The sequence below is a fragment of the Variovorax humicola genome, assembly GCF_037889915.1.
In the GTDB taxonomy this organism is placed as follows: Bacteria; Pseudomonadota; Gammaproteobacteria; order Burkholderiales; family Burkholderiaceae_C; genus Variovorax; species Variovorax humicola.
Genome location: NZ_JBBKZV010000008.1, coordinates 72997 through 92785 on the forward strand (window position 1 = coordinate 72997; position 19789 = coordinate 92785).

A 19789-nucleotide genomic window follows, 5' to 3' on the forward strand; every position below is an offset into this window, starting at 1 on the left:
TCGCGCGTACTTACCGTTCCGCGAGCCAAAGCCGCGGATAGTCGTGCACGAAGCCCTCTGCCGTCACGTGCAGCAGGTCCGCGTACTCGAAACGCGGGGACTGGTACCAGTAGCTGCTGTTGTCACGCCGCTCATAGCGTTGTGCAAGCAGGGTCAGTCCACCCTCCTCCACGTCGAGCCACGCGGCCGGCGCATCGGCCGCTTCCCCGGGCTTGAGGTTCAGCCGCCGCAACTGGATCAGGTTGGTGGCCGGCGTGAAGCCGAGGTCGAGGTCGACGCAGTGTGCCAGTTCAGGCACCGGAACATCGTTGAATTTCCATTCGCCATGCGCGCCGCGCGCCACCGAAAAATCAATCGCGCTGCCGCCCATCCACCCGCGCACCGTACCCCATTGCGTGTGCCAGTTCTTGTCGCAGCGCACCCGGTAGTGAAGTTGCGCGATGCGGCCATCGCCATGTCGGAACAGGGCCGTTCCATCGAGCTGCCAGGCGTCGCCCTGGCGATCGAGGCGGCAGGCGTCGTGGCCTGGAAGATCAAGTCGGTGCCAGAGTGTGGAAGCGACGGGTTGCATGCGTTCATGATGACCTGAGGCATCGCGCAGCGCAAGACGCAGAGCACAATTCATCGCATGCCGAATCCACGGGCCGGCGCTGCAGGCGCGCAGCGCTGACAGCGTGGCCGGCATCGCGCGAAAATGCCCGCAGTGCCGCTCCCCGACTCCTCCACACCGCCCATTCGCCGGATCGCCCACCTTGACATGGACGCGTTTTTCGCGTCCGTCGAGTTGCTCCGCTATCCGCAGCTGAAGGGCTTGCCGATGGTGATCGGCGGCGGGCGGCGCAAGGTCGACGACATCCTCCACCGCGACCATGCCGACCTGCCCTTGCACGAGGTGCCGGTCGCGGCCTTTCCCCTGCTGAAGGACTACGTCGGCCGCGGCGTCATCACCACCGCCACCTACGCCGCGCGCCAGTTCGGCGTCGGCTCGGCAATGGGCATGATGAAGGCGGCCAAGCTGTGCCCGCAGGCGATCGTGCTGCCGGTGGACTTCGACGAGGTGCGGCGCCTGTCGCGACTGTTCAAGAGCACCATCCGCGAGATTGCGCCGGTGGTGGAAGACCGCGGCGTGGACGAGGTGTACATCGACTTCACCGGCGTGCCCGGCGGCCAGCGCGAGGGCGGGCGCGTGCTGGCGCGGCTGATCCAGAAGTCGATCCTTCAAGCCACCGGCCTGACCTGCTCCATTGGCGTGGCGCCGAACAAGCTCATCGCCAAGCTCGCGAGCGAATTCAACAAGCCCAACGGCATCTCGATCGTCCACGAGAGCGACCTCGAATCGAAGATCTGGCCGCTGGCCGCGCGCAAGGTCAACGGCATCGGACCCAAGGCCGACGCGAAGCTCGAGCGCCTCGGCATCCGCACCGTGGGCGAGATTGCCGCAAAAGACCGCGACTGGCTGGTCGCCAACTTCGGCAAGGCCACCGGCGCATGGATGCACGAGATCTCCTGGGGCCGCGACGACCGGCCCGTGGTCACCGAGAGCGAGCCCGTGTCGATGAGCCGCGAGACCACCTTCGACCGCGACCTGCATGCGGTACGCGACCGGGCCGAACTGGGCGCGATCTTCACGCACCTCTGCGAGAAGGTCGGCGAGGATTTGCAGCGCAAGGGCTACGTCGGCAAGACCATCGGCATCAAGCTTCGCTACGACGACTTCAGGACCGCCACGCGCGACCACACCATGAGCAGCTTCACGGCCGACGGCAGGACGATTCGCCAGGTGGCGGGCCAATGCCTCAAGCGCGTGCCGCTGGAGCGGCCGCTGCGCCTGCTGGGCGTGCGCGTGGGCACGCTGAGGCGCGCCGACGACGCGCTCGCAGCCGGCGGCACTCCGGCAGCCGGCAGGCAGGCGCGAGCCGATGCCGACTCCACCGCCCTGACGGCCTCGCTCTTCTGACGCAGGCATGTGGCGCCCGGGCCTGTACCTCGCGCTGGTGTTGCTGGCACCCGTGCTGGCCGCCGCGGTCTATGTGGCCATCGCCAGCGCGCTGATGTTCTGGCCTGCCAACGCGAAGCCGCCCGCGGAACACCGCGTGATCGACGCATGGGTGCTGAGCAACGGCGTGCACACCGACTTGGTCTTTCCGCTGCGCGGCCACGGCACCGACTGGTCCCAACTCTTCAAGCCCGCCGACTTCCGCGCCCTGCCGCCCGACGCCGACTACATCGCCATCGGCTGGGGCGACCGCGAGTTCTACCTGAACACCCCGCGCTGGGCCGACCTGACGGTGTCGCGCGCACTCGGGGCATTGGCCGGCATCCACGATTCCGTGCTGCACGTGACCTATTTGCGCCGCGCCGAATTCGAGACGGTGGCCCGCCGCATGCCGCTCTCGCAGCGCCAATACGACGTGCTGGTCAACCATGTGCGCGCCACGTTGAGGCAGGGCCGCGCCGTGCCCGTCACCGGCGTGCACTACACCGACAGCGACGCCTTCTACGAAGCCGAAGGCCGCTACAACCTGATTGATACCTGCAATACCTGGACCGGTCGCGGCCTGCGCGAAGCGGGCATTACGGTGAGCCGCTGGACGCCGTTCGACTTCACCGTCGTTCGGCATCTCCAGCCCGTGACTCCCTGAAGGCGCGTCAGCGAGGGGCGGGCACGCCGCCTTGCCACTGCGGCCAGTTGGCAACGATGTGATCAACCACGCGGCTGCCGACCAGCTCGATGTTTTCCACGGTCTCGGCAAAGCCGCCGGCTGTTTCGCCGGGCGCCGGGTCCAGGTGCTGGAGCGTGGTCTCCTTCGGATTGCCCTGGTCGAAGTTGACCGCGCCGCGCAGGCTCATCACGCGGTCGGTGCCGTGCGTGCGCTGGATCACCAGCGTGATCGCGGCGGCTTCCATTTCGGTGATCACGTAGTCGTCCGCGCCATAGAGCCTGGCGATGTACTGTGCCTGCTTCGACATGCCGGGACCGTGGAAGAAGGTGTCGCCGGTCATGTGCGTACCGGTGCCAACGAAGGGCGCACGGCGCGCCGCCGCGTCCGGGTAGCGCATGCGGTACTTGCGGGCCGATTCGGCATCCTTCAGCGGCGTGTCGGCCGAGAGCTTCATCGCCCAGGCCACGAGCGCCGGGTCGAGCTGGAAGCGGCGGTATTCCTCATAACCCTTGCGTGGCATGAAGCTCGGCTCGCCGGCCTTGTTCTCCTCCGGCGCCCAGCGGTGGCCGAGGTCGTAGTCGACCAGCCAGGTGGCCCAGTTCACCTCGCCGATGGTGCCGCGCTGCGGTGGCGTTCCGGCCACGCCGGAGATCACGTAGTAGGCCTTCGAGAAGTCGAACTTCGGGTTCAGCAGGATCGCCTGCATCGACGACGACGAATTCACCTTGCCCATGCCAAGCACCGAGCCGCACACGCCGTCGGCATTGCAGTAGACGGGCTTCAGCGCGCCCGGCACGGCGATCGGCTTGGCATCCTTCCAGTAGCGCTCGTACCAGTGCTGGAACTCGCCGGCGCGGTCGCCGGTGTTCTGGCCGATCTCGAACATGGCCGCAACGAACACCTTGACCTGGATCGCCTCGGTGGTAGGCGTCGCGGAAGGCCCGGAAGCACAACCGGCAGAAAGCGCTGCGGCAGCCGCGAAGGCGCAGATTGCGGACCAGCGCGCGAGGGACGGGAGGGGTTTTGACATCGAAGGCTCCGGGAGACTCGGGGATAAGGCGGCATCGATCAGGCCGGCGCGCACCTGGATCGCCTGTCGCGTCCTACATCGCCGCGCCGCGGCCGGCGGCACATCCGCAAGTATCCCCTTGATGCAATCCTCATGCCCGACTCGACCGCCGCCCAGCCCCGCCTTGTCTACGTCACTCCGGACATGCCGGGGTTCCTCCGCGTGAAGGCCGGCACCGGATTCCGCTACAGGGACACGAAAGGCAGGTGGCTCGAGGATGCGGACGAGATCGCGCGCATCCGGCAACTGGCCATCCCACCGGCCTACGAGCGTGTGTGGATCTGCCCGCTGCCCAACGGCCACCTGCAGGCAACCGGCCTCGACGCGCGCGGTCGCACCCAATACCGCTATCACCCCGATTGGCGCGCATTGAAGGACCAGACCAAGTTCGACCGGCTCGAAGCCTTCGGCCGCGCGCTGCCGCGCATCCGTGCCCGTGTCGCGCGCGACCTGCAGCCCGGGCGCGACAAGCCACTCAGGCGCACGCTGGTGCTGGCTACGCTGGTGCGCCTCCTCGACACCACGTTCCTGCGCGTCGGCAACGAGGCGTATGCGACCAGCAACGGCTCTTTCGGACTCACCACCCTGCGCAACCGCCACGCCGATTTGCGCGGCAATGCGCTGACGCTGCGCTTTCGCGGCAAGAGCGGCGTGATGCACGAGGCGAAGGTGGACGACCCCCGAGTGAGGCGCGTGGTGCGGCGCTGCCAGCAACTTCCGGGGCAGGAACTCTTCCAGTACCAGGACGAAGACGGCCTGCCACGCAGCCTGTCATCCTCCGACGTCAACGACTACCTGCGCGAAGCCGTGCCCGACGATCATTTCACCGCCAAGGATTTCCGCACATGGCACGGCACCGTGCAGGCGCTGGAACTCATCCGGCTGGCCTGCGGCGCCAAGACATCCGGCACGCCGGGCGCGGCACGCTGCGGCGCGAAGGAAATCCTAGCGGCCGTGGCTGCGAGACTCGGCAACACGCCGGCGGTCTGCAAGAAAGCGTATGTCCACCCCGCCGTGCTGGAACTCGGCAGCTTGCTCGCGAGCGACGTGGGCGCGATGGACGACATCTGGAAAGACATCGCAGGCCGCACGACGAGCCTGCGCCGGCTGCAGGCGGCAGAGGCGCGGCTGCTGGCATTCCTGCAGCGGCAACGACGCAGCGCGGCGCGCGATGCGCGTCAGGCCGCGCCGAAGTCGAGCCGCAAAGTCGCGTCGTCCCGCTTCACCGCATAGCCGAGGTCGTCCGCCAGGCTCTGCAGCGCGATGGCATCGATGGCCAGCGCGCGCGGCGCACGGTGGGCATCCGCTTCGTCCGGCAGGGCAGCCGCGCCGTCTCTGGCGACCGCGCTGAGGCACAGCACGCGCGGGCCGTCTGGCGCAACGCTGATCGCGCCGAGCCCTTCGATGCTGTCATGCAGATGCCCCATCGCGCCCAGCAGCAAGTAGCGCAACGCGGCCGCATGCGGCCATTGGATTTCATCCGCCGCCGACGCCAGGGCCGGATCGACTGTGAGCGAGATGCCTTGCATTTCATAGGCCGCGCGCATCAGGGAGACACACTGCGCCACCAGCGCCGAGCGCGTGATGCCTTCGCTGGTGGTGGCCAGTTCCCAGTCGCGCAACGAACGCACGCCGATGACGAGTTCGCCCAACTGGCTTTCCACCAATTCGACACGCTCGGCGCAGGCCGATGCATCGATCGAATCCGCGGCAACCTGGCGCTTGAGCATCAGCAGGCCCATGCGGATGACAGACACCGGCGCCACCATGTCGTGGCGCAAGGCCGGCAAGGCGCGCGTAAGCACCTCGTGCCGGACGCCGGCTGCGATCCAGCTGCGGGCGCTGGGCGACGCCTTCATGCAGCAGCGTGGGCGCGCGGCGCCGCCAGGATGCGGTCGAGCGCGTCGAAATCGATGGGCTTCTGCAGATAGTGATCGAACAACGCACGCGCCTGCGCGGCGGACGCGTCCTGCTCGGAGTAGCCTGAAATCGCGACCAGCAGCATCGACTGTCCATCTGCGCCACTGCGCAACTGGCGTGCAACTTCGCTGCCAGGCAGGTCGGGCAGGCTCAGGTCGATGAGCGCCGCGTCGAAATGCCGGGCCGCAGCCGCGTCGAGGCCCTGCTGCGCGGTGTAGCAGCAGTGCGCCGTGTGGTCCTGCAGCGAGAGCAATTCCTGCAGCAGATCTGCCGCAGATTCGTTGTCGTCGACGATCAACACGTTCACGTCGGGCCCCGGGATTTATCGAATCGACAGTATCGTCTCGCCAGCGTCTGCCGGCTGTAGGAACCTGCCTACTGTCGCGCAGTGCGGATGTTGCCCGGCAGCGCTTGCGGCCAGCTGGTGCGAAACGGGTTGATGTCGAGCCCGCCGCGCCGCGTGTAGCGCGCGTACACGGCGAGCTTGGTCGGTTTGCAGCGCTGCCAGATGTCGATGAACATGCGCTCGGCACACGGCTCGTGGAACTCGTTGTGGTTGCGAAAGCTCACGATGTAGGCGAGCAGGCCCGCCTGGTCGATCGGCGCGCCGCTGTAGCGGATCTGCACGCTGCCCCAGTCAGGCTGGCCGGTGACCAGGCAATTGCTCTTGAGCAGGCGGCTGCTCAGCGTCTCGTTGACGTGCACCTCGTTCTGGTCGGCGCTCAGCAACCCGGGCGCGGGCTGGTAGTGCACGCACTCGATGTCGAGCCGGTCGAGGTTGAGCCCGTCGAGTTCATGCACCGGCTCCTGGTCGAATGCATCGGGCAGCACCAGCCGCACGCCGATGCCGCCGCTGCGGTCGCTGCCGCGCCAGGTGGCTTCCGACAGGTCGGCGCGCAGTCGGTCGCGCACTGCGTCGGCGCTCGCGAACACCGTGCTGTTGAAGCTGTTCAGGTAGAGCTTGAACGACTTGCTTTCGATGATGTTTGGCGTTTCGCACGGGATGGTGAAGTGCGCGATGGCCAGCTGGGGCTTGCCGCGTGCATTGAGCCAGCTCAGTTCGAACCCGGTCCAGAGGTCGGCACCGAAGAACGGGAGCGCGCCGGCGACGATGCCCATCGCCTCGCGCTGCGTTGCACGCGCGATCGGGAACAGCTGGCTCGCGTCGTACTGGTCCACGTAGGCCGACCGGCGGCCGAGTTGTGATTCCTCGGGTGTGTTGGAAAGGGTCATGGCGCCTCGCCCGCAGATCGCACGAAGGGAATGATGTGGTCCAGCAGGATGGCCGACACCTGTGGCGGCAGGTCGTGCCCCATGCCCGGTATCGTGACGAAGCGCGCGCCCGGTATGCGCCGGGCCGAGTCCTGCCCGCATTCGAGGGGCACCAGCTTGTCGGCCTCGCCGTGCAGCACCAGGGTCGGGCTCTTGATCCTGGACAACACGGTCGGCCGATCGCTGTCGGCCCCGATCGCAAGCATCTGGCGCACCACGCCGTCGGGCCGGTAGGCGCGGCGGATGCCAGTGCGCACGCGCGTTGCCAGGGCCGAAGCTTCGTAAGGATAGGCCGGGCTCGCGATGAGCTTGATGAAACCGACGCTGAAGTCCACCAGCGCGTCTTCGCTGCGGCCTGCCGGGCGACGCATGAGGCTCCTGGCAATTTCCGGATGCGGCCCGGGCAGCCCGCGCGCACCGCTCGAACTCATGATGCTTGTCAGGCTCCTCACGCGGTCGGGCGCGGTGGCAGCCAGGCGCTGCGCGATCATTCCGCCCATGGACGCGCCGATCACGTGCGCCCGTTGAACACCCAGTGCGTCCAGCACGCCGAGCGCGTCATTGGCCATGTCCTGAAGCGTGTAGGCCGAGCGCACCCGCAGGCCGATCCGCTGGCGCAGGGTCTGCCACACCAGGCTGTGCTTGCCCGCATGCTCGAAGCCCTGGCTCAGGCCAATGTCGCGGTTGTCGTAGCGCACCACGCGGAAGCCCGCATCCACCAGCGGCTGCACGAAGTCGGGCGGCCAGCCGATCAATTGCATGCCCAGGCCCATGATCAGGAGCACCACGGGGCGCTCGTTCTGGCTGCCGTCGGCGCCGCTGTCGTCGACTTCGATCTGGATGCCGTTTGCTTGGAGTTTCATTTGAGGATTCAGGTGAATTCGCGTTCGCGCAGCCACTTGGTGGCCACCCATTTTTCGCCGGACAAGACGGGTGCGCCGCCATGCAATGATTTCGTGGCCGGGTCGGGTCGGTCGTAGCTGAAGAACACGCCGGTGCCGCGCACCGGCGCCACTTCGAGACCCACATCCGGAAAGGTCGTCGCCCCGCCCTGCTCCGGCGACTGCAGGTACATCACCAGCGTGGCCACGCGCTGGCCGCCGCGCCGCAGGATGGTCGGCGTGCCGGGCTCGCCGGGGTCGAAGTAGTCGTAGTGCGGGCGGTACTGCGCACCGGGGCTGTAGCGCAGGATCTGCAGGCCCTCCCCGAATTCGATCGGCCATTTCAGCAGCGAAGCGATGCGCGATTCGAGCCGCGCGACGATGGCGTTCTCACCGCGCTCGAAGAACATGCCGTCGCTGGTGCGGTCGATGTTCAGCACCTCGCCACCGGTCCTGGTCTCGACCGTGAGCGAGCGCGCCAGCCGCTCGCGCGCAGCGGCAATGAGACCTTCGCATTCGTCGTCCGACAGCAGGTTGCCGAACACCACCACTCGCGGGTTCTTCATGGTCTGCAGCACCGTCACTTTGCGGCCGTCGGCATCGATCTCCAGTGGCGCCGCGCTCAGGTCGGGCCCGGGCATTTCGCGCGGCGGTGCGGGGGCCGTCGTGACGCCGGGCGCCAGCGGGCCGAGTTCGGACAGCGCGGCATCGGCCACGTCGTCATGCCAGCCGGCGTCGCGCATCGACTGCTTCAATGCGGAAACCGAATGGCCCGCAGCCAGTTGCGCGACCATCCACGCGCGCAGTTCGGGACTGATGGTTTGACCGCCACTCATTGGACTTTCCTCCGGAACACCATGCGTTGAGGCTTCGACGCAGCCGCATCGAAGCGGTAGCCCTCCAGGTCGAACTTCTCGAGCGCCTGCGGCGTTGCGGCCTTGTGCAATACCGCCCAGCGCGCCATCAGGCCGCGTGCGCGCTTGGCAAAGAAACTGATGACCTTGTAGCGGTCGCCCTTCCAATCCTCGAACACGCATTCGACGACGCGGGCCTTCAACGCCTTGCGGTCAACCGACTTGAAGTATTCGATCGACGCGAGGTTGATGACCACCGGCGTGCGATCGGCAGCGGCGCGCTCGTTCAGATATTCGGAGATTCGGCTGCCCCAGAAGTCGTAGAGGTTATTACCGTGGCGATTGGCCAGCGCCGTGCCCATTTCGAGGCGATAGGGCTGCAGCCGGTCCAGCGGCCGCAACACGCCGTAGAGCCCGCTGAGGATCACGATGTGCTCCTGCGCCCAGTCGAGCTGCCTCGTCGTGAGCGTCTTCGCGTCGAGGCCGCCGTAGACGTCGCCGTCGAAGGCCAGCGCCGCCTGCTTCGCGTTCCTGGCGCCGCTCTTGTGGGCCCAGGCAGCGTAGCGCGCGACATTGAGGGCGGAAAGCTTGTCCGACAGATTCATCAACACCGCGATCTGCTGCGGCGACTTCTCCCTCAGGATGGAGATCAATTCCGAGGAAGGACCCTTCGGTCCTTCGAACACGGGCTTGGTGGCGGGGAGGTCGGCCAGGACGGGGGTTTCGTAATCCAGGGACTTGGCAGGGGACAGCAGGAAAAGCATCGCGGAATTATCGGGGCCGCCCCGAATCCCGATCGCACGCGACGTTGCGCCGGTCGAATAAAATCGCGGGCTTTCCCCTCACCCCCCGACGGCGTCCTGCGGGATGCCGTTCGTTCTTTGCACCGCCTGCACCTCCGCCATGAGCGACACCCTGCTTCAACCGGGCCTCGACAGCCTGTCCAAATCCTTCGAACCCGCCGCGCTGGAAGCGAACTGGGGGCCGGAGTGGGAGCGACGCGGCTATGCCAGGGCCGGCTACCGCGGTACGCAGGCGCCGAAGGCAGGGGCGCCAGCCTTCTCGATCCAGTTGCCGCCGCCCAACGTGACCGGCACGCTGCACATGGGCCATGCGTTCAACCACACGATCATGGACAGCTTCACGCGCTACCACCGCATGAAGGGCGACAACACGGTCTGGGTACCGGGCACGGACCATGCGGGCATCGCCACGCAGATCGTGGTCGAGCGCCAGTTGCAGGAGCAGAAGCTCGACCGCCACGAACTCGGCCGCAAGAACTTCGTCGCGCGCGTCTGGGAATGGAAGGAACAATCCGGCGACACCATCACTCGCCAGATGCGCCGCCTCGGCGACACAGTCGACTGGAGCCGCGAGTACTTCACGATGGACGACAAGCTGTCGAAGGTCGTGACCGACACCTTCGTCAAGCTCTATGACGAAGGCCTGATCTACCGCGGCAAACGCCTCGTGAACTGGGATCCGGTGCTGAAGACCGCCGTGAGCGATCTCGAAGTCGAGAGCGAGGAAGAGAACGGCTTTCTCTGGCACATCGCGTATCCGCTCGAAGACGGCTCGGGCAAGCTCACCGTCGCGACGACGCGGCCCGAAACCATGCTCGGCGACACGGCCGTGATGGTCCACCCGGAAGACGAGCGCTACAGGCACCTCATCGGCAAGAACGTGAAGCTGCCGCTGGTCGACCGGCTGATCCCGGTGATCGCCGACGAATACGTCGACAAGGAATTCGGCACCGGCGTGGTCAAGGTCACGCCCGCGCACGACAACAACGACTACGCCGTCGGCCAGCGCCACAAGCTGCCGATGATCGGCGTGCTGACCCTCGACGCCACCGTCAACGAAAACGCACCCGAGAAGTACCGCGGCCTCGACCGCTTCGTCGCGCGCAAGGCCGTCGTGGCCGATCTCGAAGCGCTCGGCCTGCTGGTCGACACGGTCAAGCACAAGCTCATGGTCCCGCGATGCACGCGCACCGGCGCGATCATCGAGCCCATGCTGACCGACCAGTGGTTCGTCGCGATGAGCAAGCCCGACGCCACGGGCCAGTCGATTGCGCAGAAGGCCATCGACGCGGTGCAGTCCGGCGAAGTGCGCTTCGTGCCTGAGAACTGGATCAACACCTACAACCAGTGGATGAACAACATCCAGGACTGGTGCATCAGCCGCCAGCTCTGGTGGGGCCACCAGATCCCCGCGTGGTACGACGAGGACGGCAAGGTCTACGTGGCGCGCAGCGAGGCCGATGCGCAGGCCAAGGCGCCAGGCAAGACGCTCACGCGCGACGAAGACGTGCTTGATACCTGGTACTCGTCGGCGCTCGTGCCGTTCTCGACCATGGGCTGGCCCGAGGTCGACAATTCGCCCGCCTCCGACTACAACCTCTACCTGCCTTCCTCCGTGCTCGTCACGGGCTACGACATCATCTTCTTCTGGGTCGCCCGGATGATCATGATGACCAGGCACTTCACCGGCCGCGTGCCGTTCCACCACGTCTACATCCACGGCGTGGTGCGCGATTCGCACGGCCACAAGATGAGCAAGTCCGAAGGCAACGTGCTCGACCCGGTCGACCTGATCGACGGCATCGCGCTGCCCGAACTGCTCGACAAGCGCACGCAGGGCCTGCGCAGGCCCGAGACCGCGCCGCAGGTGCGCAAGAACACGCAGAAGGAATTTCCGGAGGGCATTCCGGCCTTCGGCGCCGATGCGATGCGCTTCACCTTCGCCTCGCTGGCTTCGCTCGGCCGCAGCATCAACTTCGACCCGAAGCGCTGCGAGGGCTACCGCAATTTCTGCAACAAGCTCTGGAACGCCACGCGCTTCGTGCTGATGAATTGCGAAGGCCGGGACTGCGGACTCAGGGAACACACCAAGGAAGAATGCGCGGTCGGCGGCCCGGCCCACGGCTACCTCACGTTCAGCAAGGCCGACTACTGGATCACCTCGCAACTGCAGCGCGTCGAAGCCGCCGTCGCGAAGGGCTTCGAGGAATACCGCCTCGACAACGTGTCCAGCGCGATCTACCAATTCGCCTGGGACGAGTTCTGCGACTGGTACCTCGAGATCGCCAAGGTGCAACTGCAGAACGGCAACGACTCCCAGCAGCGCGCGACACGCCGCACCTTGATCCGCGTGCTCGAAGCGCTGCTGCGCCTCGCCCATCCGGTGATCCCGTTCATCACCGAAGAGCTGTGGCAAAAGGTCGCGCCGGTCGCCGGCCGCGGTGGAGAGTCGGTCATGATCGCGGCCTACCCGCAATCGCAACCCGGGAAGATCGACGAAGCGGCCGAAGCGCACATCGCCAAGCTCAAGCAACTGGTCGACGCCTGCCGCACGCTGCGCGGCGAAATGAACGTGTCGCCGGCCACGCGCCTTCCGCTCTACGCCGTGGCCGACAACGCGCAAGAAGCGGCCTTCATCCGCGATGCCGCGCCCGTGCTGCAGGCGCTGGCCAAGCTCAAGGAAGTGAAGCTGTTCGACGACGAAGCCGCCTGGTCCGCCGCCGCCGAGGCCGCGCCTGTTGCAGTGGCCGGTGCGGTGCGCTTCTGCCTCCACATGGAGATCGACAAGGGCGCGGAAAAGGCACGCATCGGCAAGGAGACAGCACGCATCGAAGGCGAAATCGCCAAGGTGCATGGCAAGCTCGGCAACGAATCCTTCGTGGCGAAAGCCCCGCCCGCGGTGATCGAGCAGGAGCGCAAGCGGCTCGTTGATTTCAGCGCGATGCTTGCCCGACTGCAAGATCAGCTTCAGCGCCTCGGCTGACACGCCGGGTCGCCTGGGGCACATAACATCCGTCCACTGTCACATCACTCCCCTACTCGACTCATGCCTTCTTCGACGTTCATCCGCAAGGCCGTCTTCCCCGTAGCGGGCTTCGGCACCCGCTTCCTGCCCGCCACCAAGGCCCAGCCGAAGGAAATGCTGCCGGTGGTCGACAAGCCGCTGATCCAGTACGCCGTCGAAGAGGCCTACGCGGCAGGCATCCGGGACATGATCTTCGTCACCGGCCGCAACAAGCGCGCTATCGAGGACCACTACGACACGGCCTATGAGCTCGAAAGCCAGCTCGAGGCCAGCAACAAGCTCGCTTTGCTCAACATCGCGCGCTCTGTCATGCCCGACGACATGACCTGCTCCTACGTGCGCCAGCCGCGCATGCTGGGCCTGGGCCATGCCGTGCTCTGCGCAGAGCATCTGGTCGGCGACGAACCCTTCGCGGTCCTGCTCGCGGATGACCTGATGGTCGGTCCGCCCGGCGGCGAGCCGGTGCTTGCACAGATGACACGCGCCTTCGCCACGCTGCAAAGCTCGCTGCTCGCGGTGCAGGAAGTGCCGCTCGACCAGGTCCGGCGCTACGGCATCGTGGCCGGCGACCCTGTCGACGCCGGGCTCACCAAGGTCACGCGCATGGTCGAGAAGCCCAAGCCCGAAGATGCGCCTTCGCGCCTCGGCGTGGCCGGCCGCTACATCCTCACGCCAGCCGTGTTCAACCACATCCGCAACCAGCCCACCGGCGCCGGCGGCGAAATCCAGTTGACCGACGGCATTGCCGCGCTGCTGAAGAACGAATCGGTCTACGCATACGCCTACAAGGGCACCCGCTACGACTGCGGCAGCAAGGAAGGCTTCCTGCAAGCGACCGTCGAGCTGGCATTGGCCCATCCCGAAGTCGGCAGCCAGTTTCGCGAGTACCTCAAGGGCCTGGCGCTAGGTTGAAGCACCCCGAAGCGCCTGCGGCGCCTCCCCCTCGAGGCCCCTCGAGGGGGCGCACCCAGCGGCCCGGCAAAGCCGGTTCCGCGGGGGAAGTGAACCACCCCCGAAGCGCCTTCGGCGCCTCCCCCTCGAGGGGGCACCCCCAGCGGCCCGGCAAAGCCGGTTCCGCGGGTGCCCACGAAAAGACTCGGAGTGCCCGTCCTGGCTTCATGCGCTCCAGCGTCATGGCGCACTGATCTGGTCGACCTGCGAGGCGATGAAGCGCTCTAGTTCCTCGTCGCTGATCGGCGTCAGCGGCAGGTCGAAGGCGTCTTTCAGGCGCGCAACGATGGACTGCGCCCACATTGCGTTCCACGCGAGGCCGGCATGGTCGTCTGCCATCTGCGCGTTGGCCAGGTCATCGCCAGCCGTGTTGGTCACCCGGAGCACCGTGCCGATATTCACCGTCTTGTAGACCGGTTCACCTTCCGCGCTCCGCGTGCCCCAGCGCTCGGCAATCCAGGAGGAATCATCGAACCAGGCAATGCGCGGATCGCTGCTTGTCAGCTTGCGCAGCGCACAATTGAAGGCGACGTTCGCCGTCTGGACATTTGTCGTTTCGCGCGCGGAACGGTACAGGCTGAACCACCTCGGATAGTCCAATTCACTGTGCACGCCGACGACCATGATGCGCGTTGCCGGATGCCGCGAGTGGATAAGCCCGATCGCCGCCTCGATCTGGCTGACGCAGTAGTCGGTCGTCGCCTTGAGTTCGGGCGACGCCGGATCACGTGCCTGCACGTCGAGCATGGCGACGCAGTCATTGTGGCCCATGCGGATCACCACGACACCGTTTCGCCAGCGCGGGCGGTCCTTGTCCATCAACGCCACGAGCCGAGGTACCTGACGGAAGCGTTGACCGAGCCGGTCGCCCATCAGGTGCTTGCAGGCCGCGCCCGAATTGGCGAAGTTGTAGAGATAGTCTTCCTTGCGCGGCGCACGACCGGCCGACAGGCCGATCGATTCCCTCAACCATGCCACGTTGCCGGAGCGTCCCCATGCCACCCACGGCCCCGGATCGAGTTGCCCTCCGCGCATCCGCGCGACGATTTCAACCCACTGGAGGTTGCGGCCGCGCAGCGCACCGCCGCGCTCCCGGGAGCCGGGGGGAAAGCTGATGCTGTCCCGGTAGGAGTGGCTGTTGGAGTCTCCGATGACGGCCATCGGAATCGACCCAGCGGGCGCGGCAGCCCTGCCGGAACTCGGCGAATCATCAGCCATGCCATCGCTCCAGAAAGCCAAGTTCGCGAGTCCTCAAGGCCGTGAAGGTGCTTCATCACCCACCACGAAGCGGATCACCTCCTCGTCGCTGATGGGCGTTAACTGCGCTCCAGATATTTCGCGCAGGCGTCCGATGAGATATTGAGCCCACAACGCATTCATCGCGGTGCCCGCATGCCCATCGCTGAGCCAGGCGTTTTCGAGTCCGTCGCCAGACGTGTTCGAAACCTGAAGGGATCCAATCGAAACGCGGCGATAGGCAGGTACGCCATTCAACCTGCGCGCGCCCCATCGTTGCTTGAACCAGGCACCGAAATCGACAAAGCCGACGCGCTTCGGATCGCGTGCGGCAATACTGCGCAGCGCATCGTCGAACTCATCCACCGCATGGTTGATATTTGCCGTCGCACCGATGCTGCGGTACCCGTTGAAAGTGGAAGGATCGTCCGCCTGATTGCCGCCACCGACCACCAGCACACGGGTCGACGGATGCACGGCGTGGATGGTCTCGATCGCCAGTTCGATCTGTTCACGGCAGTAGTCGACAGCGGCACGAATTTCAGGCGCGGTGGGATTGCGCGCCTGCACGTCCAGCAGGCCATTCCAGTCGTTGGTTCCCATGGCGATCACCACGACGCCGCGACGCCATCGTTCGGGGTCTTCGTTCATCAGCGCGAGCAGCCGCGGAACCTGCCGGTAGCGCTGCCCGAAGCGCTCGCCCATGATGTGTTTGCAACTCGCACCCGAATTGGCAAAGTTGTAGAGATAGTCCTCTTTCTCCGGTGCACGCCCACCACCCAGGCCAATCAGATCGCGCAGCCATGCGACCAGGCCCAGGCGTCCCCAACGCACCCAGGGCCCCAGGTCGACTTCCGTGCCGCGCAAACGGACCAGCACCTCGGTCCATTGGAAAGTTCGCTCGCGCAGTGCGCCGCCGCGCTCTCTGCTCCCCGGCGGGAAAGTGATCTTGTCCTGGTATGACTGGCTCCCCGAATCGCCGATCACCGCCACGGAAATCGCCGAAGTCACCGGGTGATGGACTGCGCCCGTGGGCAAATCGTCCGGCCATGCCACCAGACCGAGCAGTGTCGCCATACCGATCGCCAGGGCGATGAATACCAACGCACGCAGGCGCACGATCAACAGCCGTGCGTCACTTGGCAGCTTCATCTGATGCCGACCCAGCTTTGCCGACTGCCCATTGCACCAACCAGGTAGATTCACCGTCGCCGCAGCACGTGGATGAAATCGTCGCCGTGCGTCTGCTGCTCTACCAGATCATTTCCGGTCTGGCGGGAAAAGGCCTGGAAGTCGCGCACCGACCCGGCGTCGGTCGACACGACCCTCAGCAATTGGCCGCTTGCAAGTTCGTTGAGCGCCTTCTTCGCCTTGAGGATCGGCAACGGGCAGTTGAGGCCGCGGGTATCGAGCTCTTTGTGAATATGCATGCGAATCCTTGATTGATCGCGAATTTTAGGTAGCCGGCGCCGGATTCACAGGCTTCGGCCATTCGAGGAAGGTGGGCTCGTGGCCGCGCGTACGCAACCAGTCGGCCAACGCATAGCCCGTTCCGGCCGGCCAGCACTTGAGATCGGGCAGGTCGTAGAGGCGATAGTCGACCAGTTCGGGCGACAGGCTCACCTCGCCATCGGCTATCGCGTGGTAGGCGATGATGACCTGGTTCATGCGTTGGAAGTCGTACACGCCGACCAGGTTGAGCGCACTCGCTTCGAGGTTGGTCTCTTCCTTGATCTCGCGCGCAATGCCTTCCTGTGGCGTTTCACCGGCCTCCATGAAGCCGGTGATCAGCGCATACATCTTGTTCGGCCACGCTGCATTGCGCGCGAGCAGCACCTGGCCGCGGTACTCGATGATTGCGGCAAGCACCGGTGTCGGGTTGTTCCAATGCGTGTGCCCGCAGGCCGGGCAGCGCAGGCGCGATTTCGGGCCGCCGTCTTCGTGGAGCGCGATCCATTCGAGCGGAGTCGCGCAGGCAGGGCAAAATTTCGGATCAGGCATGGTGTTTCATCAGGCAGGGAAGACACCGGTCGACAGGTAGCGGTCGCCCCGGTCGCAGACGACGAAGACGATGGTGGCGTTGGTCACGGTCCTGGCAATTTCAAGTGCAACCCACAGCGCGCCCGCGGCGGAGATGCCGCCGAAGATGCCCTCTTCGCGCGCCAGGCGCCGGCACATGTCCTCGGCGTCGTCCTGGCTGACGTTGACGACCTGGTCGACGCGGCTCGGGTCGTAGATCTTCGGCAGATAAGCCTCCGGCCACTTGCGGATACCCGGAATGCGCGACCCCTCTTCGGGTTGCGCGCCGACGATCCGGATCGCAGGATTTTTTTCCTTCAGGAAGTGCGAGACGCCGGTGATGGTGCCGGTCGTGCCCATCGCGCTCACGAAGTGCGTGATACGCCCGCCGGTGTCGGCCCAGATCTCGGGGCCGGTGGTTTCGTAATGGATGCGCGGGTTGTCGGGGTTGGCGAACTGGTCGAGCACCCTGCCCTTGCCCTGCGCCACCATGCGATCGGCCAGGTCGCGTGCGTATTCCATGCCGCCGCTCTTGGGCGTGAGGATGAGTTCGGCGCCGAACGCTTTCATCGTCTGCGCGCGTTCGACCGAGAGGTCCTCCGGCATGATCAGCACCATGCGGTAGCCCCTGATGGCCGCGGCCATCGCGAGTGCGATGCCGGTGTTGCCCGAAGTGGCCTCGATCAAGGTGTCGCCAGGCTTGATCTCGCCGCGCTCCTCGGCGCGCTTGATCATCGAGAGCGCCGGACGGTCTTTCACCGAGCCGGCCGGGTTGTTGCCTTCGAGCTTGCCGAGGATCACGTTGCCGCGCTTGTCGTTTTCGGCGGCATCGATGCGCCGCAATGCAACCAGCGGCGTTTTGCCGATGGCGTCTTCGATCGTCGGGTAATTCATGGGGATCACTGTGCCATAATTTCAGGCTGCACTTCTTGTTGCCCGGGTGGTGAAATTGGTAGACGCAGGGGACTCAAAATCCCCCACCGAAAGGTGTGCCGGTTCGATTCCGGCCCCGGGCACCACCCGCCGCATCCACGCTGGCGCGCTGGCAAGTCATCCAGCCCCTTCATCGCTGCGCAACCCGCTTTCCACGGTCGGATAGCGCAGGCGCACGCGCAGTTCGTGCTTCATGCGGCCGTTGTCGAGTCGGCGCGATTCGCCCATGAAGCTGAGCAACTGTGGCGGCAAGTCTCGCTGCGCGTCGTCGCGTGCAATTCGCGGCGGGCGCGCCATGCCGAAGAGATCCGCCGCCAGGTCGACGTAGTCGCCCATCAAGATGCCGCTGTCGTCGTTCACATGGAACACGCGTTGCGAGCCGCCACGCCAGAGCGCCACCACACAAGCGCGCGCCAGGTCATCTGCGTGGATATGGTTGGTGTAGACATCGTCCTCGCGCCTCAGCACCGGCAGGCCTTTCATGAGCCGTTCGCGCGGCGTTCCGCCTTCGCGGTCGGGCGCATAGATGCCAGGAATGCGCAAGACGCGAACGGCCGGTCCCATGCGCCCGAACCACCGCACGGCCCGTTCGGCATCGACCCGGCGGTGCGCGCGGGCCGTACCGGGCCGCACCGGCCGCGCCTCGGTGACGCGCGCGCCGCCGCAATCTCCATACACGCCGCTGGTCGAACCATAGACGAGCACCGAGGGCAAGGAGCGCCGCGCCAGCGCGCGCACGAGCGCAGTGGTACGCGCATCGCGCCACCACTGCGCGCCTTCTTCCCGCGCGGGCGGCGCAAGATGCAGCACCCGCTTGGCAATGCCGGCCAGCCGCCGCAAGGTGTCCGGCGCATCGAGGTTCCCGATGACCGGCTTCACCCCCGCATCGCGCAATCGCTGCAACTTGCCCGGCGAAGACGTCAGTGCCATCAACTGGACCCGCCCTCGCAACGCATTCGCCGCGCGCAGGCCGACGTCGCCGCAACCGACGATCAGTACGCGTTCACGGCGGAAGCGCGCGGGCAGCGCGCCGAGGGGGCTCTGGTTTGAGGGCAAAATCCGGTTCCTTTTCGCGATTCCGAGAATACCCAATGACGAGCGCAGCCCCACACGAGACGGGCTTTCACATCACCGTCGAGCCCAGCGGCCGCCACTTCACGGCACATGCCGACGAATCGATCCTTGCGGCCGCCATCCGCCTCGGCGTGGGCCTGCCATACGGCTGCAAGGACGGCGCCTGCGGCTCGTGCAAGTGCAAGAAACTCTCGGGCGAAGTCACGCTCGACGCACACCAGAGCAAGGCCCTGAGTGCTGAAGAAGAACTCAAGGGCTATATCCTGACCTGCCGCGCCCATGCGAAGACCGACGTGGTGCTCGAATCGCGTCAGGTCACCGAGGCCGGCGCGCATCCGATCCGCAAGATGCCCGCACGCGTGCTGGCACTGCAGAAAAAATCGCATGACGTGGTGTTGCTGCGCCTGCAACTGCCGGCCGGCGAGCCGCTGCAGTTTCATGCGGGGCAGTACGTCGAATTTATCCTGCGCGACGGCGCCCGCCGCAGCTATTCGATGGCCAACGCGCCGCACACGTTGGGCCAGCCCGGCACCGGGCTCGAACTGCATATCCGGCACCTGCCCGGCGGCAAGTTCACCGACCATGTGTTCGGCGCGATGAAGGAAAAGGAAATCCTTCGCATCGAAGGGCCTTACGGCAGCTTTTTCCTGCGCGAGGATTCCGGCAAACCCATCGTGCTGCTGGCCTCCGGCACCGGTTTCGCGCCGATCAAGGCACTGCTCGAGCACATGAGGTTCAAGGCCATCGAGCGGCCGGCCACGCTCTACTGGGGCGGCCGCCGTCCCGAAGACCTCTACATGGACGACTGGGTACGCGACTACCTGGCCGAGCTTCCTAACCTGCGCTATGTGCCGGTGGTGTCCAACGCCGTTCCTGAGGACAACTGGACCGGCCGCACTGGCTTCGTCCACCGCGCGGTGCTGGAAGACATCAAGGACCTGTCGGGCTACCAGGTCTACGCGTGCGGCGCGCCCATCGTGGTCGATTCGGCCAAGCATGACTATTTGGCCGAGGCGGGACTGCCCGAGGAAGAGTTCTTTGCCGACGCATTCACCACCGAAGCCGACAAGGCCCAACCCTAGAAGCAGT

The 19789-nt window shown here is 66.0% G+C and carries 20 protein-coding genes and 1 tRNA gene; 7 read left to right on the forward strand and 14 right to left on the reverse strand.

Annotated elements, in window-relative coordinates; translation table 11 throughout:
• Window positions 1-10 precede the first annotated feature (10 nt).
• Window positions 11-571 (reverse strand): putative glycolipid-binding domain-containing protein, encoded by a 561-nt coding sequence (locus WKW80_RS15580; RefSeq protein ID WP_340364478.1) that lies wholly within the window; start codon window positions 569-571, stop codon window positions 11-13.
• 186 nt (window positions 572-757) lie between these two features.
• On the opposite strand from WKW80_RS15580, the gene WKW80_RS15585 reads away from it, so the two are divergent.
• Both WKW80_RS15585 and WKW80_RS15590 read left to right on the forward strand, forming a co-directional pair.
• Window positions 758-1957: a Y-family DNA polymerase gene (locus tag WKW80_RS15585; RefSeq protein ID WP_340364479.1), complete on the forward strand. Its 1200-nt coding sequence runs from the start codon at window positions 758-760 to the stop codon at window positions 1955-1957.
• Window positions 1958-1964: 7 nt separating this feature from the next.
• Window positions 1965-2642, forward strand: coding sequence for a TIGR02117 family protein (locus tag WKW80_RS15590; RefSeq protein ID WP_340364480.1), 678 nt, complete (start codon window positions 1965-1967; stop codon window positions 2640-2642).
• Window positions 2643-2649: 7 nt separating this feature from the next.
• Here the strand turns inward: WKW80_RS15590 and WKW80_RS15595 are convergent, their stop codons facing one another.
• On the reverse strand, window positions 2650-3693 hold the full coding sequence (locus tag WKW80_RS15595; protein WP_340364481.1) for a purine-nucleoside phosphorylase: 1044 nt from the start codon (window positions 3691-3693) through the stop codon (window positions 2650-2652).
• A 132-nt stretch (window positions 3694-3825) separates the two neighbouring features.
• On the opposite strand from WKW80_RS15595, the gene WKW80_RS15600 reads away from it, so the two are divergent.
• The gene (locus WKW80_RS15600; protein WP_340364482.1) at window positions 3826-4965 is read left to right on the forward strand and encodes a DNA topoisomerase IB; all 1140 of its coding nucleotides are present in this window, start codon (window positions 3826-3828) and stop codon (window positions 4963-4965) included.
• Here the strand turns inward: WKW80_RS15600 and WKW80_RS15605 are convergent.
• The 6 genes from WKW80_RS15605 to yaaA form a co-directional block, all read right to left on the reverse strand.
• Complete coding sequence (locus tag WKW80_RS15605) at window positions 4911-5591, reverse strand: hypothetical protein (RefSeq protein WP_340364483.1); 681 nt, start codon at window positions 5589-5591, stop codon at window positions 4911-4913. The two genes, WKW80_RS15600 and WKW80_RS15605, sit on opposite strands and share 55 nt — an antisense overlap.
• Window positions 5588-5959, reverse strand: coding sequence for a response regulator (locus tag WKW80_RS15610; protein ID WP_340364484.1), 372 nt, complete (start codon window positions 5957-5959; stop codon window positions 5588-5590). The genes WKW80_RS15605 and WKW80_RS15610 overlap by 4 nt, the downstream gene beginning before the upstream one ends.
• Before the next feature lie 68 nt (window positions 5960-6027).
• Window positions 6028-6885: an NADPH-dependent 7-cyano-7-deazaguanine reductase QueF gene (gene queF, locus WKW80_RS15615; protein ID WP_340364485.1), complete on the reverse strand. Its 858-nt coding sequence runs from the start codon at window positions 6883-6885 to the stop codon at window positions 6028-6030.
• A complete protein-coding gene (locus tag WKW80_RS15620; RefSeq protein WP_340364486.1) occupies window positions 6882-7787 on the reverse strand; it encodes an alpha/beta fold hydrolase in 906 nt (301 codons plus the stop codon). The genes queF and WKW80_RS15620 overlap by 4 nt, the downstream gene beginning before the upstream one ends.
• A gap of 8 nt (window positions 7788-7795) precedes the next feature.
• Window positions 7796-8641 (reverse strand): 2OG-Fe(II) oxygenase, encoded by an 846-nt coding sequence (locus WKW80_RS15625; RefSeq protein ID WP_340364487.1) that lies wholly within the window; start codon window positions 8639-8641, stop codon window positions 7796-7798.
• Window positions 8638-9423 carry a peroxide stress protein YaaA gene (gene yaaA / locus WKW80_RS15630; protein ID WP_340364488.1) on the reverse strand — a complete coding sequence of 262 codons (786 nt, stop codon included), beginning with the start codon at window positions 9421-9423 and terminating at the stop codon, window positions 8638-8640. Before yaaA ends, WKW80_RS15625 begins: the two co-directional genes overlap by 4 nt.
• 139 nt (window positions 9424-9562) lie before the next feature.
• On the opposite strand from yaaA, the gene WKW80_RS15635 reads away from it, so the two are divergent.
• Together WKW80_RS15635 and galU are read left to right on the forward strand one after the other, a co-directional pair.
• Window positions 9563-12445: a valine--tRNA ligase gene (locus tag WKW80_RS15635; RefSeq protein ID WP_340364489.1), complete on the forward strand. Its 2883-nt coding sequence runs from the start codon at window positions 9563-9565 to the stop codon at window positions 12443-12445.
• Between the two features lie 63 nt (window positions 12446-12508).
• Window positions 12509-13399, forward strand: coding sequence for a UTP--glucose-1-phosphate uridylyltransferase GalU (gene galU / locus WKW80_RS15640; protein ID WP_340364490.1), 891 nt, complete (start codon window positions 12509-12511; stop codon window positions 13397-13399).
• A gap of 219 nt (window positions 13400-13618) precedes the next feature.
• Here galU and WKW80_RS15645 read toward each other — a convergent pair whose 3' ends face one another.
• The 5 genes from WKW80_RS15645 to cysM all read right to left on the reverse strand — a co-directional run bounded on the left by WKW80_RS15645 (window position 13619) and on the right by cysM (window position 17587).
• Window positions 13619-14656 (reverse strand): SGNH/GDSL hydrolase family protein, encoded by a 1038-nt coding sequence (locus tag WKW80_RS15645; RefSeq protein ID WP_340364491.1) that lies wholly within the window; start codon window positions 14654-14656, stop codon window positions 13619-13621.
• A 33-nt stretch (window positions 14657-14689) separates the two neighbouring features.
• Window positions 14690-15793, reverse strand: a complete 1104-nt coding sequence (locus WKW80_RS15650) for an SGNH/GDSL hydrolase family protein (protein ID WP_340364602.1) — start codon at window positions 15791-15793, stop codon at window positions 14690-14692.
• A gap of 83 nt (window positions 15794-15876) precedes the next feature.
• Window positions 15877-16104, reverse strand: coding sequence for a sulfurtransferase TusA family protein (locus WKW80_RS15655; protein ID WP_340364492.1), 228 nt, complete (start codon window positions 16102-16104; stop codon window positions 15877-15879).
• A 25-nt stretch (window positions 16105-16129) separates the two neighbouring features.
• Window positions 16130-16675 (reverse strand): NUDIX domain-containing protein, encoded by a 546-nt coding sequence (locus WKW80_RS15660; protein ID WP_340364493.1) that lies wholly within the window; start codon window positions 16673-16675, stop codon window positions 16130-16132.
• A 9-nt stretch (window positions 16676-16684) separates the two neighbouring features.
• Complete coding sequence (gene cysM / locus WKW80_RS15665) at window positions 16685-17587, reverse strand: cysteine synthase CysM (protein WP_340364494.1); 903 nt, start codon at window positions 17585-17587, stop codon at window positions 16685-16687.
• Window positions 17588-17627: 40 nt separating this feature from the next.
• On the opposite strand from cysM, the gene WKW80_RS15670 reads away from it, so the two are divergent.
• Window positions 17628-17712: transfer RNA gene (locus WKW80_RS15670), tRNA-Leu, on the forward strand.
• Window positions 17713-17743: 31 nt separating this feature from the next.
• Here the strand turns inward: WKW80_RS15670 and WKW80_RS15675 are convergent.
• Window positions 17744-18682 (reverse strand): NAD-dependent epimerase/dehydratase family protein, encoded by a 939-nt coding sequence (locus WKW80_RS15675; protein WP_340364495.1) that lies wholly within the window; start codon window positions 18680-18682, stop codon window positions 17744-17746.
• Window positions 18683-18717: 35 nt separating this feature from the next.
• Between WKW80_RS15675 and WKW80_RS15680 the strand changes: the two genes are divergently transcribed.
• Window positions 18718-19782: a CDP-6-deoxy-delta-3,4-glucoseen reductase gene (locus tag WKW80_RS15680; RefSeq protein WP_340364496.1), complete on the forward strand. Its 1065-nt coding sequence runs from the start codon at window positions 18718-18720 to the stop codon at window positions 19780-19782.
• The last annotated feature ends 7 nt before the right edge of the window (window positions 19783-19789 follow it).